This window comes from Bradyrhizobium sp. RD5-C2, from assembly GCF_019972155.1.
GTDB lineage: Bacteria > Pseudomonadota > Alphaproteobacteria > Rhizobiales > Xanthobacteraceae > Bradyrhizobium.
This window is the reverse complement of the sequence record NZ_BOVL01000014.1, coordinates 35441-49156: the sequence shown is the minus strand read 5'-3', so window position 1 is coordinate 49156 and position 13716 is coordinate 35441. Positions and strand designations below refer to the sequence as shown.

The following is a 13716-nucleotide window of genomic DNA, read 5'->3' as shown; positions in this document are numbered from 1 at the left end:
GCTAATCGGTCAGCGGCCGCCATCGAGGCAAAGCCACGGGCAAAAGAATGCTGCCAAAGCGGCCTTCGCCTAGAGGCGATTCCGTTTTGGCTCGATCCGGCACGCCTCGCGCTCGATGCCGGCGGCCACCAGCGGCGCCTTGTCGGCGGCGACGGGCGGGGAAAACACGAAGCCCTGCACCAGGTCGCAATCGAGCCCGCCGAGCACGTCCAGTTCGGCCGCCAGTTCGGCGCCCTCCGCCACGACGGTCATGCCGAGCCCGTGCGACAGCGCGATGATGCCGCCGAGCAGCTTGCGCTTCTCCGGCGCGGTGGAAATGCCATCGACGAAGGCGCGGTCAACTTTCAACCAGTGGAACGGCAGGCGCGTCAGATAGCCGAGCGAGGAATAGCCCGAACCGAAATCGTCCAGCGCCAGCCGGACCCCGAGACCGGAGAGCGCCGTCAGCGTGCGGCTGATCCGCTGCTCGGTATGATCGACGAACAGGCTTTCGGTCAGCTCCAGGCAGAGCAGCTTCGCCGGAAAGCCGGTCTCAGCCAACACCGCCGAGACCGCCGCATCGAAATCCACGTTCCATATCTGCGCCGGCGAGACGTTGACCGAGACGGAGCGCGGCGGCAACCCGGCATCGAGCCAGGCGCGGCCCTGCCGGCAGGCCTCGCGCAGCACCCACAGGCCGAGATCGACGATGAGCCCGGTGCTTTCGGCGATCGGGATGAACTCGGCCGGCGAGATTGGTCCGCGCTCGGGATGGGTCCAGCGCAGCAGCGCCTCGAAGCTGGTGACGCGGCCGGTCCTCAGGTCCACCTGCGGCTGGTAATGGGCCTCGAGGGTGCCGGCCTCAACCGCGTGGCGCAGATGCCGGCCGAGATCGAGCCTTTGATCGACGGCCTGGGCATAGACCGGCTCGAACAGTTGCGCGCGGCCGCGCCCGGCCTCCTTGGCCATATAGAGCGCGAGGTCCGCATTGCGCACGGCGGTCTCCGCCGTCGCCCCATGCTCCGGCAGGCGGGCGATGCCGATGGTGGCGCCGACGAAGGCCTCGCCCTCGGCGAGATCGACCGGGACCGACAGCTTGCCGATGAGCCGATCAGCAAGCCTGGTGAGCGCTGTGTCGGACGTGCCGCATCCCTCCGCCAGCACCGCGAATTCGTCACCGCCGAGCCGGGCGATGAAGGCGCGCGGCCCCAACTCCTGCCGCAGCGCAGCCGCCACCTGGATCAGCAATTTGTCGCCGGCGGCATGGCCGAGGGAATCATTGACCTCCTTGAAGCGATCGAGATCGATGAGCAGCAGCGCGGCGCGTCGGTCTTGCCGGGTGCAGCCCTCGATCGATGCTGCGAGCTGGCGCGTGAACAGCGCACGATTGGCGAGGCCGGTCAAAGGGTCGGTATAGGCGAGCTGCTCGAGCTGGCGTTCGGCCTCCTTGCGCTCGGTCACGTCCTGCACGGTGCCGATGATGCCGATGACCTTGTCGTGGGCGACCTCCGCCTTGCAGATGACGGCCAGATCGCGGGCTGTGCCGTCCGCGTGCAGGATGCGCAGGTCGGTGGCCTCGGTCCTTCGGGTGCGGACGACCCTCCGCTGCAGGTCCTTGAAGCGGTCGGCGTCGCCGTCCAGGAAATAGGGGCCCATGCTCTCATCGGTCGGCTCGAACGTGTCGGGGTCGAAGCCGAGCAGCTGGTAGAGCTCGGGCGCCCAGGTCGTGCGGCCGGTGTCCAGGCGGTAGCCCCAGGTGCCGATCTTGCCGAGCCGGTGGGCTTCCTCCAGCGCCCGCGTACGCTGGTCGAGCAATGCCTTGGCCGCCCTGAGCTGGGTGATGTCGCTGGACGTGCCGCGATAGCCGAGAAAGCTGCCATCATCGGCGTAGATCGGCTTGCCGCTGGTGCAGATACCGACGCGCGAGCCGTCCTGGCCGATCAGCGTATAGATGAAGTCGCGAAAAGGGCGATGGGCCTCCATGTCGGCCCGGTGCCGCGCCATGGCCTCGCCGTCCTCGGGCGCGTAAGCCAGTTCCCAGCGCGCCTTGCCGCCGGACGCCACCGTCTGGAAGGCCGCGTTGCCGGCCAGCGATTTGGGATAGGGCAGCAGCCGGTGGGCGGCGTCGCTCTCCCAGCACCAGTCCGAGGCGGTCGAGACAAAATCGGCCAGCCGTTGCTCGCTCTCCGTCAGGCGCCGCAGCGCGGACGTCTCTTCCGTGACGTCGCGGACGATGCCGGACACGCGCCGGACCTGACCGCGCGCGTCGAATTCCGGCTCGCCCTGCACCACGCAGTCGAGCACGCTGCCATCGGAACTGCGCAGCCTCGTCCGCACCGCATAGGGCTGCCCCTCCGCCCAGCACGCCGCGTAATGCGCCTCCAGAACCTTGCGGCTCTCGGGCAAGTAGCGCGCGCGCACCGTGGCGATGGGGATGTAGCCGTCGACCGTCTCGAATTCGTAGAAGGCAGCAAGCTCGGGCGATATCCAGAGATCGGTCGCGGCGGCGCTCTGCGATTCCCAGTAGCCCATGCGGGCCAATCTGATGGCGCACCGCAGCGACCGCTCCTCGTGCCAGCGGCGGCGCGCTTCCCGGGTCGGGGCCTGCCCTTGCGACAATTTGCGAGCGGCCATCGGTCCCCAACTACAACGCTAGCGTACGCAACCAATACGTTAGCATGGAGCGTCACAACCTTGCAGCGACGCCGATCACATACCGGGGCTCTTCCGCATCTTTGGTGTAGTTTCGGTGAATTCTGCAACCGGCCTGGTGTCCGGGGCGCGGCCCAATCTGAACAGTCCTTCGCCGCGCTCGAACACTGGACCATCGCGGCCGTCTGCGATGCGACCGCTCCGATCACGCGAAGCCGTCGCACCACGCCGCTGCTCAGCGGATCCGCACCAGCTCCATATCGAAATCGCCGGTGACGGCGGGCTCGATCTGGCAGCGCGAGATTCCGATATCGCGCAGCGTCCGGTCATCGAGCTGCCGCAGCGTCTTGATCGCCTCGCGGCGCACCCAATAGGTCGCGAGTGCATCGCCCCACGATCGGAGCAATCGGAGCAATCCGCCCATCATACTGGACCGCACGGGCGATGCGGCGGCTGAGGATATCATCGTCATTGTCATCTCCTTCGGTGCCCAAATGGCAAAGCTATGCCGTTGACGCAAATGTCGTTTCGACACCTGCGCCGTCATAACCTCGGATCGCTTGCGCGATCTTCGGTGCAATCATGGGCTTGTTCCCTCTTAAATGATCCGGTACATTACTCGGAGCAAGTAAAACATTGCTCTCGGTGCAATAATGTCGCGGTTCGAATATCTGAAACTGGCGGATGCGGTGGCCGCCGAGATCGCCAGCGGCGCGCTGAAGGCGGGCGACCGCCTGCCGCCGCAACGCCATTTCGCCTATGACCGCAACATCGCGGTCTCGACTGCGAGCCGGGTCTACACCGAGCTGTTGCGGCGCGGGCTGGTGGTCGGTGAAGTCGGCCGCGGCACCTTCGTGTCCGGCGAAGCGCGTCGCGGCATCGCCGCTCCGCCCGAACCGCGCGGCGCCCGCATCGACCTCGAATTCAACTATCCGCTGCTGCCGCATCAGGCGACGATGATCGCCAAGAGCCTCGAAGGGCTGGAGCGGCCCGAGGTGCTCGAAGGCGCGCTGCGGCCCGCGACCAGTTTCGGCACGCGGGCGGCGCGAACCATTTCCGCGGAATTCCTGACGCGCAAGAGCTGGGCGCCGAATCCCGACCAGATCGTGTTCACCGCCAATGGCCGGCAATGCATCGCCTCTGCGCTCGCCGCGGTCGTCCCGCCGGGCGGACGCTGCGGCGTCGAGGCGCTGACCTATCCGTTCGTCAAAGGCATTGCAGCACGGCTCGGCATCGCGCTGGTGCCGCTCGCGATGGACGAGCACGGCGTGCGCCCTGACGCAGTGCAGAAGGCGCACCGCGAGGCGCATCTGTCCGCGCTCTACATCCAGCCCACGATCCAGAACCCGCTCAGCATCACGATGCCGGCCGAGCGCCGCGCCGAGCTGTTGCGCGTGGTGGAGAAGCTCGGCCTCGTCGTCATCGAGGATGGCGTCTACGGATTCCTCGACGATGAGGTGCCGCTGGCCGCGCTTGCGCCGGACAGCTGCATCGTGCTCGACAGTTTGTCGAAGAAGGTCGCACCCGGTCTCGCGCTCGGCTTCATCGTCCCACCGCCGCGGCTGCGCGAGAACATCATGGCCGCGGTGCGCTCGGGCGGCTGGACCGCATCGGGCTACGCCTTCGCCGCGGGGCAGCGGCTGATGGCCGACGGCACCGCCGCCGAACTGTCACGGCTGAAGCGGATCGACGCCGGCCGCCGGCAGCAGATCGCGGCCAAGCATCTGGCCGATTTCGAGATCCAGACCAACCCGAAATCCTATCATCTGTGGCTGACCTTGCCGCCGCACTGGCGCTCGCAGACCCTGGTCGCGGCCGCGGCGCGGCGCGACATCGCGCTGACGCCGTCGACGACCTTCGCCGCCACGCCGGGGCACGCGCCCAATGCGGTGCGGCTCGCGCTTGCCGCGCCGCCGATGGAGCAACTCGACCTCGGCCTGCGGACCCTGGCGGGAATGCTGAGCGCGACGGAGGAGGATTTTGATTCGACGGAATGACGTCGCATCTACACTGCGAGGCAGCGGCCTTCTTCCGTCCACAATAGCAGTCCGGTGAACACTCTCACCTCCGCAATTCTTGTCGAGCACGACCTCGGCCCGATACGTCGTCAGCGCCCCGTAAGTCCCCGGTCAGCGGCGGAAGGTAGCGTCGCGCAAGGGGGCTCTGATGGGCGATTGGCTCGTAAGCGGCGCAACAGTTCAGAACTGGATACTGGTCGCGCTCGCGATCACAGCTGTTGCAGCGGCCTATTCGTGGTGGTCGGAGCGCTAGGCTTCAAAAGCCACAGGCCGCATAGGTCTTTCTGGCGAGACGAAAATGCCCGCCCTCGGCGACGAAGTCGACATCCAGGCATTGGTTGCCTCTGCGATATTCCCCGATCACGCCGCACTGCAGATATTCGAGGTTGATCCGCCAGCGCTTTTCTTGCGGCGAGTAGGTCGCGAAGTCGTGCTGTGCGACAGGCGTGCCCTTGCAAATTCCGGCAACGTACTGCCGCACATCGAGGGGCAGGTTGTCGACGTGATTGTGGTCAAGCGGATCATGTTTGTTGCCTACACTGCCCTTGGAAAGAGCCGGGGCGATGCTCGGGAGCACGAGGCATAGAGCCAAGAATGGAGTCCGGATTGTCATCTGACACTCCAGCCAAAAGCAGATCAGGCGCCGAGTTTACAGCGCGTTGCTTACAGCCTGCTTACAGTCCGCTCGCGAGCGGTGCCTTCAGGCAACCGGCCATTCCGCGATGAACCCCCTCGCCTTGTACGGCTCGATCTTGTCCCATTCGCTGAGGACCCGGCGGCGAAACTCGGGAATGGTGTGCCAATGCGTACGCGGCACCGCAAAATGATCTACCGTCACCAGCATCTTGTCGACCTCCGGCCAGTGCCGGTGCAGCGTCATCGGATAGCGCCGCGCGGTCCAGCTGTTGCCGAGGCAGATCACGCTCCTGATATTGGCGAGCCCCAGCGCCGCGTCGATCACCGGCAGCGAGAAGATCACGTTCTCGCCGGTGTTCTGCGCGCGATGCTCCTCGAGGATCCGCTCGGCGGGCACGCCGCCCGCCACCATCGCAGCCTTGATGATCTCGCATTCCGAGCGGTCGTCGCCCGGCGTCACGCCACCGCTCACGATCGACCAGCGCGCAAAGCCGTCGCGCCAGAGCCGGACCGCCGCGTCGACCCGACCGGCAACATCGCCGCGTGTGCCGAACACGAACAGCAGATCGGCGGGCTTGAGCGGCGTCTCGATCAGGTGCCGGGCATTGATCGCGGCGATCTCCGCGCGTGACGGCATCCGCAAACTTCGATCGTCCATCCCGATGCTCGCTCCGCCGGCCACACCATGCGCCGACGATGCCGCGCACGGACGACCGCACGAAGTCACATTTCATTGCGCTTGATTGCGATCAGCCTTCGGCAAGAGCGCATCGGGCAACTGATCGAAGCTGTAGCGCCGCGGGCGGTTGCGGGTGACGAAGCCGCCGACCTGCCAGGTGAACAGCGCGGCAAAGCCGACCAGGAACAGCGCGCCCATCCAGTTCGCAGCCAGCAGCGCCATCACCAGCAACCCGGTCATTGCCACCGCAAGACACGCCAATAGCACCAGCGCGGCGGTGTATGTCTTCGGCCCGAGGCCTCCGACCAGCCTCGCCGTGCTGCCCGCCGTCTGCATCCGGCGATGCAGCTCGACAATGAAGTCGCGGTAGAGATGTCCTTGCGGCGCGACCAGCGTCGCGGTCTGCCAGGTGGTCGACAGGATCGCGATCCGCCCGCCTTTGGCGTTGTCGATATCGGCGCGAAACCGCTGCTGCTGCATCGAGACCGGACGGTAGGACAGTTTGACGACGGAGATGTCTTTGTAATCCCACACGCCCGACCTGCCGGCGATCCGCCACGACAGCCCGGCCCCGGTCAGCTCGAACTGGTGCGCCGAGCCGACCAATGAGGCCTTGTAGGCGTAGCGCACCGCTGTGCCCTCGCCTGCCTCCGACCGGTCCTGCAACGTTGTTGGCAATCCGCCGTTCCACCTGTTCAGACACATCCGCACGCTTGCATGGGATGTCACGCCTATCCTACAAGCGAGCCATGCCCGAGACGACCTATTTTCCGCGTTACCTCATCCTCGGCGGCGCGATGATATCCGGCGTGCTGCTGGCGCTTGCCGTGCACATGCTGGGCGCGCGCTACGGGCTCGATCTCGGCGGCCTGTGGCGCTCCGATACCCACGAGTTCATGCCGGCAGGCGCGGCGATCGCCTGGTGGCTGATCGCGAGCGTCGGGTTTTCGGGCGGCTACTTCACCGCCAATCTGATGCACAGTGCGGCGGCCGGCCAGATCCCGCAGCGGATGCGGCAGTTCCTGATCGTCGTCGGCGTGCTGATGCTGGCCGGCGCCGGCCAGGCCGCGGCGGCGCCGAGCACGGTCTCGACCATTTCCGCCGTGCTCGCCGGTCTCGCCGCCCTGTGCCTCGGCGCGGTGATGGCGTTTTGCGGCGCCTATTTTGCCCAGCGCAGGAGCTAGGCGACCGATCGTTCCGGCGCCCGGCGCAACATCTTGGCGACGTCAGCCGCCGGCCGGGGCGGGCTGAACAGGTAGCCCTGCGCCTGCGTGCAGCCTTCCTGACGCAGCAGGTCGAACTGGGTATCGGTCTCGACTCCCTCGGCGGTGGTGACGATGCCGAGGCTTTTGCCGAGACCGGTGACGGCGCGCACGATCGCCATCGAGTCCTCGCGCGTCGCAAGGTCCGTCACGAAGGAACGGTCGATCTTGATCTTGTCGAACGGGAAGCTGCGCAGATAGCTCAGGGAGGAATAGCCGGTGCCGAAATCGTCCAGCGAGATCCGGACGCCGAAACCACGCAGCTCGTGCAGAACCGCGAGCGTCGCCTCGCTGTTCTGCAGCAGCACCGATTCGGTGATCTCGAGCTCGAGCCGGTCCGCCGACAGGCCCGACGCCTCCAGCGCCGCCTTCACCGACGACACCAGGTTCGGATTCTTGAACTGCACCGGAGACAGGTTGACGGCGACCGCGATGTCCGCAGGCCATCTCACGGCCTCCGCGCAGGCCTTGCGCAGCACGATCTCGCCCAGCGGAACGATCAGCCCGGTTTCCTCGGCGACCGGAATGAAATTGTTCGGCGCGATCAGGCCACGCAGCGAATGATTCCAACGCGCCAGCGCCTCGAAGGCGACGACCCGGTCGCCCACGACATCACGGATCGGCTGATAATAGACCTCGAACTCGTCGCGCTGCAGCGCAAGCCGCAGGTCGCGCTCGAGCAGACGGCGCGCCTGTGCCCGCGCATCCATCCCGGTCTCGAAGAACCGATAGGTGCCGCGACCGTCGGCTTTGGCGCGGTAGAGCGCGAGATCAGCCTTTTGCAGCAGTTCGTCGGGATCCTTGCCGTCCTCGGGCGCGAGCGAGATGCCGATGCTGACGCCGATCACGAGCTGATGGCCCCCGATCTCATAGGGTGCGGCGATCCGCTCGACCACCGCGCTTGCCAGCGACGACACCACCGACGGCTCGCAGTTGCTACAGAACTGCACGATGGCGAATTCGTCGCCGCCGAGCCGCGCCACGGTGTCGTGCTCGGTCACGCATTCGCCCAGCCGCCGCGCAACCTCGCGCAGCAGCGCGTCGCCGATCGGATGTCCGAGCGTGTCGTTGATCTCCTTGAAGTGATCGAGATCGAGGCAGAGCACCGCGAGCTGGTCGGAGCGCTTGGCCAGTCTTGAGGCCTTCTCGAGCTGCTCGCGGAACAGCGTCCGGTTCGGCAGGTTGGTCAGCGCGTCATGCCGCGCCATGTGTGAAATCTGTTCCTGGGCCTGCTGCCATTCGGTGATGTCTTCGAAGGTCGCGACCCAGCCGCCACCCTTCATCGGCTGATCGACGACACGAATCGCGCGCTCGTTGCGGCTGACGACCCGCGTCGCGCCATGGCCGGCCTTTGCCTCGGCGACGAGCGCGTTGCAGAATTCCTCGGGATCACCGTCCCACTCACCGATCGAATGCAGGTCCTGCAACACGTCGATCAACAGGCGTCCCTGCAGCGGCACGCGATTGCGCCCCATGATCTCGCTGTAGCGCTCGTTGAACAGCATGATGCGGCCGTCGGCATCGAACATGCACAGTCCCTGCGACATGTTCTCGAGCGCGGTATCCAGCACCAGTTTCTGCTTGTGAAGCTCGGTCTTGGCGCGACGATCGAGGATGGAGGCGATCAGCGAGAGGCCGAGGATCGCGAAGGCCGCAACCGCGGTCATGAAGGAGAGCACGCGCGGCGAGACCGCAAGTCCGTCGGGAGCGATGGTCGGATCCGGCACCAGCGTCACCGCACCCATCCCGGTGAAATGATGCGAGACGATCGCAACGGTCAGAAGACCGATCGCAGCCGCCGTGGTGCCAAGGCGTTCGCCGCGCGTGGCGACGACCAGCGCAATCGCGCCGAACAGGCTTCCGAATACGATCGATGCGATGACGATGCCCGGCGACCAGATAATGCGCGCGGGCAACTCCAGCCCCAGCATGCCGGTGTAATGCATCGCCGCGACACCGACGCCGACGATCGCGCCACCGGCCGCAACCGTCTGCCAGCGTTCGTTGAGCGTTGCGACCGCCAGGCCGACGGCCAGGATCGCAACCGCGAGCACCAGCGACAGCAGCGTGATCGGAATGTTGTATCCGGCCTCGATGCCGGGGTCGTACGCGAGCATGGCGACGAAATGGGTGGCCCAGATGCCGCAACCGCCAACCGCCGCATCGAGACCGATCCAGATCTCGCGGGCCCGGCCCTCTGCCGCGCGAGCCCGGTGAAACAGGCTGATCGCGACGGCGCTGGCGAGCAGACAGATCACACCACCGAGGACGACCAACCGCCAGTCATGTTCCAGGGTGAGACAGGTAAAAACGCGATACATTATAGGCCCCATTTATGGACCCATAAAAACAGGCGCATTCGTGTACGAACGGTAACCGCACCGCAACAAGGCTCCACGCATGGTGAAGAAGCCTTGAATGCACGCGAGACGACCTGCGAAAACCGCAATCCGCCGATGTAATTGGCCCTAACCGCGCAGCCCGGGCACCAGTTCAGCCCCCGTCTCGACCTTGAGCGATGAGCCGGTGAAATCGTTTCCGATCGGCTGGCAATTGCCGCCGAGATGTTTGGCGAGGAACGCTTCGGTGACGCCATAGAAGGCAAGCCGATTTTCCGGCCGCACGAAACCGTGCCCCTCGTCTGCAAATGTGATGTAGGTCACGGGGACGCCGCGCTGCCTGAGCGCATTGACCATCTGTTCGGACTCGGCCGCCACGACCCTCACGTCACGCATGCCCTGCGCGATCAGGATCGGCTTCACGGCACGCTCGATGTGGGTCAGCGGCGAACGTTCGACCAGGAACGCGCGACCGGTCTCGGTGCCGGGATCGCCGAGCCGATTTTTCCAGACGCTGATCCACGGGCCCCAATAGGGCGGGATCGTCGCCATGAAGGTGACGAGATTGGAGATGCCGAACAGATCGACGATGCAGGCGAAGACATCGGGCGTCTTGGTTGCGGCGACCAGCGCCGAATAGCCGCCATAGCTGCCGCCGAAGAAGCCGACGCGCTTCGGATCGGCGATGCCTTGCGCGACCGCCCAATCGACCGCGTCGATCAGGTCGTCATGCATCTTGCCGCCCCATTCGTGGTCGGCGGCCGTGATGAAGGCTTTGCCGAAGCCGGTCGAGCCCCGGTAGTTGACGGCAAGCACCGCATAGCCCCGATTGGCGAGCCATTGATGGACCGGGCTGAACCCCCAGGTGTCGCGGTAATACGGCCCGCCATGGATCACCAGCACCAGCGGCACCGCCCCGGCCGCGGCTTCGACCGGCCGAGTCAGGTAGCCGTTGAGGCGCAGACCATCGCGCGAGGGGATCACGACCGGCTCGAGCTTGCGCAGCGCAAGGCCGTCGAGCGTGTGGCGCTGGGTGAAGAGCTTGCGCACCTCGCGCGTCTTGCGGTCGAGCAGCGCGAATTCACCGCTCTCGGTGTCGCGCTCGAAATGGACCGTGCCGAGCCGACGATCGTCGCTGTTGCTGACAAAATTGATGTCGCCCGCGCCATAGCGGCTGAGATCGGCGAGGTCGTTGGCGACGCTCTGATCGACGGCGTGCCAGCGCATCCGGTCCGTGATCGCCAGCGCCGCCAATGGCCGGCGATTCTCGTCGAACATCGCCCGCACGATGTCGGCATCGTCATCGGCGGCAAGCAGCGTGGTCTGGCGCGTCGCCATGTCGAGGGCGAACAACGCCGCCTTGTCGCGGCCGCGTGAATCGATCAGGTACAGCGTCTTGCCGTCCTCGTTGAAATCCAGCAGCTGGGTCGTATCGGTCTCGGCGATCGGCACCGTCATGAACGGCGCCCAGCTGCCGTCCGGACCGCGCTCGAACACCTCGGCGGAGCCGTCTGCGATCAGGCGCGACGCCAGCCGCAACTGGAATGTGCTGTCGGTGATCAGCGCGATATAGTCGTGGTTCTCGTAGACGAGCGCGCTCGCGCCGGTCACGATGTTGACGCGGTACATGTCGAAGTAGCGCTTGTCGCGCTGGTTGTGCCGCAGCAGCATCTCCTCGGGGAATCTGCGATCGGACTCCTGCAGGAAGGCTTTGACCCCGGTTTCCGGCGTCAACGGCACAATCTTGCCGTCGGTGATGTCGACGCTGGCGGCACGCCAGTTCTCGTCGCCGTCGCGCTCGCGGAAGAACACCACATGGCGGTTGGTATGCGCCCAGCGATAGCCGGCCGAGATGTTGCGATCGGTGACGCGGGTCACCGGCCGCGCCGCCTTGGGATCGGACAGCGGGGCGACCCAGAGATTGTTCACACCGTCGAGCGGCGCGACATAGGACAGCTGCGTCCCGTCCGGGCTGAGGCGGACATTGATGTAATCGGGATTGTCGAAGAACACCCTGCGCGCGATCAGAGCGGACGCCTCTCCGCGCGCCGGAGCTATCAGGTTGGCAAACGGCAGCGAGGCGGCGCGGCGCAGCAGCACACGACGGTCGATCGGCGCAGGCATCTGGTCAGCCCCCTCGGCGACAGTCCCCGACGCCGCAAGGTTAGATGCCGCGCCGTGACCGCGCAACGACGGCCTCGCTCATTGCCGCGGTTGTGATGATGCACCGATCCAGATCAGCGCGGCGGCGGCAAGCAGCACGCCGGCGGAGATCACGAGTGCCGCATGCAGGCCGGCGATGAAGGCCGCGGACCGGCCGACCATCGAGCCGAACAGAGCGACACCGAGCACGCTGCCGGTCTGCCGGGTGGCGTTCAGCACCCCGGCCGCGATCCCGGCGTGCTGCGGCTCGGCACTGCCGAGCAGCGCCGATGTCAGGGGCGGCACCAGCAGGCCGAGGCCGCCGCTGATCGCCAGCAGTTGCAGGCAGATCGCGAGATAGCTGGTAGCGGGACCGATGAACAGCATCGCCAGGCATCCGGCGGCCGAGAGCGCGGCGCCGAGCGCGATCGTCCGCGGCGCGCCGATCCGCTCCGCGACATGCGGCGCGATCAAATTGGCGGGCAGCACGGCGCCGAGCATCGGCACGAATGCGAGGCCGGTGGCGAATGCCGACAGCCCGTTGACCTGCTGGAAGTAGAGGCTGAGCAGGAAGATCAGCCCGTAGAACGCAACGTTCACCAGCAGGCCGACCAGCGAGGTCAGAGCAAACATCCTGTGGCTGAACAGCGAGAGTGGCAGCATCGGCTGCGCGGCGCGCGCCTCACGCCAGACGAACAGCGCAGAGCAGACGGCCGCCAGCGCGAAGCCTGCGACCACGAACGGACTGTCCCAGCCGAGCGCGCCGCCCTCGATGAGCGCGCCGGCCAGCGTGCCGAGCGCGGCGATCGCCGCAATTTGTCCCGGCAGATCGAGCCGGTGCTGGTGACGGCGCGTGGTTTCGCCGGCAAAGCGCCAGGCAAGCCACAGCCCGGCCAGACCGATCGGCAGATTGACCAGGAAGATCGCGCGCCAGCCGACCAGCGTGATCAGCGCGCCGCCGACGAACGGGCCTGCGGTCAGCGCAAGGCTCGCGCCTGCGGCCCAGATGCCGACCGCGCGTCCCCGCGCCTTCTCGTCCGTATAGGCGTGGCGGAGCAGCGCGAGCGAGTTCGGCACCAGGATGGCCGCGGCCAGCCCCTGCACGCAGCGCGCGGCGATCAGCGTCACGGCATCAGGCGCGACGGCGCAGCCAACCGACGCCGCGGTGAAGATGGCAAAGCCGGCCATGAAAATGCGCTTGGCGCCGATCCGGTCGCCGAGCGCGCCCGCGGTCAGGATGAAGGCGGCGAACGCGATGGTGTAGGCGCTGACCACCCATTGCAGCTCGGCGACGCCGCCGCCGAGCGAACCGCCGATGGCGTTGAGCGCCGTGTTGACGATGGTGACGTCGAGCTGCACGACGCCGTAGCCGAGACTCATCGCGGCGAGCGTCAACGTCGCCGCAAGCCCGGTCGGCGACTGATGCGACGCCGCGCGCTGGTCCGGCACGCGCCGGAGGTTCAGGGATGTCTGTTGCATGGTCTTGACCTCGCTTCTCGGCAACCAATGCGAGAGATAGGTCTTCGTTTCTCAATGATCCTTCGCTGCGTATCGAAGTATGGTATCGTCAGGCCGGCCGGGGCCATATAGCCGCGGCGATGTTGCGCGGCGTTTTGCCTCAATAGACCTACGGACCGCCCCGCGGGCGCCTCATTGCGGCCCGAACCGCGGCCCACAGCCCGATCACGCAGTTGCGCACAGCGACTTCACACTTTGGTAAACGCCGCAGCCGGCCCGGACCTCCCCCACGCTGATGCATATCGTCTATTCGCTCCGCTCCGACGGCTCCGCAGCGCCGCTGCGACAGCGGCAAAATTGGCAAAAATACCGACGAAATCGCCTGGAACGGCTGAGGGACGGTGGAACATGCAGTGGTCTCGTCACGGACCACGACATGGCAGCGACTCACATTCCGCAGAGCGAGAACATATGTAGCCAGTATGACAACAGCGCTGGACGGGAGCCGAAGGTTGGATTGTCAAGGGCTGCACAACGCATCGGTTTTGCCT

10 protein-coding genes are annotated in these 13716 nt (G+C 66.3%); 2 read left to right on the top strand and 8 right to left on the bottom strand.

From position 1 onward, the window contains the following. Positions 1–69: 69 nt before the first annotated feature. Both BraRD5C2_RS18240 and BraRD5C2_RS18235 read right to left on the bottom strand, forming a co-directional pair. Positions 70–2613: an EAL domain-containing protein gene (locus BraRD5C2_RS18240; RefSeq protein WP_223970167.1), complete on the bottom strand. Its 2544-nt coding sequence runs from the start codon at positions 2611–2613 to the stop codon at positions 70–72. A gap of 253 nt (positions 2614–2866) precedes the next feature. Continuing rightward, the gene (locus BraRD5C2_RS18235) at positions 2867–3103 is read right to left on the bottom strand and encodes a DUF1127 domain-containing protein (RefSeq protein WP_223970166.1); all 237 of its coding nucleotides are present in this window, start codon (positions 3101–3103) and stop codon (positions 2867–2869) included. A gap of 181 nt (positions 3104–3284) precedes the next feature. On the opposite strand from BraRD5C2_RS18235, the gene BraRD5C2_RS18230 reads away from it, so the two are divergent. Beyond that, positions 3285–4628: an aminotransferase-like domain-containing protein gene (locus BraRD5C2_RS18230; protein WP_223970165.1), complete on the top strand. Its 1344-nt coding sequence runs from the start codon at positions 3285–3287 to the stop codon at positions 4626–4628. 277 nt (positions 4629–4905) lie between these two features. On the opposite strand, the gene BraRD5C2_RS18225 is transcribed toward BraRD5C2_RS18230, so the two are convergent. From BraRD5C2_RS18225 to BraRD5C2_RS18215, 3 genes are all read right to left on the bottom strand, one after another. Beyond that, complete coding sequence (locus tag BraRD5C2_RS18225) at positions 4906–5262, bottom strand: hypothetical protein (protein WP_223970163.1); 357 nt, start codon at positions 5260–5262, stop codon at positions 4906–4908. Positions 5263–5349: 87 nt separating this feature from the next. Then, positions 5350–5943: a YdcF family protein gene (locus BraRD5C2_RS18220; RefSeq protein WP_223970161.1), complete on the bottom strand. Its 594-nt coding sequence runs from the start codon at positions 5941–5943 to the stop codon at positions 5350–5352. Positions 5944–6015: 72 nt separating this feature from the next. Then, positions 6016–6669, bottom strand: a complete 654-nt coding sequence (locus BraRD5C2_RS18215; protein WP_374708020.1) for a hypothetical protein — start codon at positions 6667–6669, stop codon at positions 6016–6018. A gap of 44 nt (positions 6670–6713) precedes the next feature. Between BraRD5C2_RS18215 and BraRD5C2_RS18210 the strand changes: the two genes are divergently transcribed. Further along, a complete protein-coding gene (locus BraRD5C2_RS18210) occupies positions 6714–7148 on the top strand; it encodes a hypothetical protein (RefSeq protein WP_223970159.1) in 435 nt (144 codons plus the stop codon). Here BraRD5C2_RS18210 and BraRD5C2_RS18205 read toward each other — a convergent pair. The 3 genes from BraRD5C2_RS18205 to BraRD5C2_RS18195 all read right to left on the bottom strand — a co-directional run bounded on the left by BraRD5C2_RS18205 (position 7145) and on the right by BraRD5C2_RS18195 (position 13186). Next, complete coding sequence (locus BraRD5C2_RS18205) at positions 7145–9547, bottom strand: EAL domain-containing protein (protein ID WP_223970158.1); 2403 nt, start codon at positions 9545–9547, stop codon at positions 7145–7147. The genes BraRD5C2_RS18210 and BraRD5C2_RS18205 overlap by 4 nt on opposite strands. Positions 9548–9694: 147 nt before the next feature. Continuing rightward, positions 9695–11689, bottom strand: a complete 1995-nt coding sequence (locus BraRD5C2_RS18200; RefSeq protein WP_223970157.1) for a S9 family peptidase — start codon at positions 11687–11689, stop codon at positions 9695–9697. Between the two features lie 78 nt (positions 11690–11767). Next, positions 11768–13186 carry an MFS transporter gene (locus BraRD5C2_RS18195; RefSeq protein ID WP_223970156.1) on the bottom strand — a complete coding sequence of 473 codons (1419 nt, stop codon included), beginning with the start codon at positions 13184–13186 and terminating at the stop codon, positions 11768–11770. Positions 13187–13716: the final 530 nt, after the last annotated feature.

Coding starts and splice junctions, on each gene's coding strand:
- BraRD5C2_RS18240 (WP_223970167.1), bottom strand. CDS start 2,613: ATGGCCGCTCGCAAATTGTCGCAAGGGCAGGCCCCGACCCGGGAAGCG.
- BraRD5C2_RS18235 (WP_223970166.1), bottom strand. CDS start 3,103: ATGACGATGATATCCTCAGCCGCCGCATCGCCCGTGCGGTCCAGTATG.
- BraRD5C2_RS18230 (WP_223970165.1), top strand. CDS start 3,285: ATGTCGCGGTTCGAATATCTGAAACTGGCGGATGCGGTGGCCGCCGAG.
- BraRD5C2_RS18225 (WP_223970163.1), bottom strand. CDS start 5,262: ATGACAATCCGGACTCCATTCTTGGCTCTATGCCTCGTGCTCCCGAGC.
- BraRD5C2_RS18220 (WP_223970161.1), bottom strand. CDS start 5,943: ATGGACGATCGAAGTTTGCGGATGCCGTCACGCGCGGAGATCGCCGCG.
- BraRD5C2_RS18215 (WP_374708020.1), bottom strand. CDS start 6,669: ATGTGTCTGAACAGGTGGAACGGCGGATTGCCAACAACGTTGCAGGAC.
- BraRD5C2_RS18210 (WP_223970159.1), top strand. CDS start 6,714: ATGCCCGAGACGACCTATTTTCCGCGTTACCTCATCCTCGGCGGCGCG.
- BraRD5C2_RS18205 (WP_223970158.1), bottom strand. CDS start 9,547: ATGTATCGCGTTTTTACCTGTCTCACCCTGGAACATGACTGGCGGTTG.
- BraRD5C2_RS18200 (WP_223970157.1), bottom strand. CDS start 11,689: ATGCCTGCGCCGATCGACCGTCGTGTGCTGCTGCGCCGCGCCGCCTCG.
- BraRD5C2_RS18195 (WP_223970156.1), bottom strand. CDS start 13,186: ATGCAACAGACATCCCTGAACCTCCGGCGCGTGCCGGACCAGCGCGCG.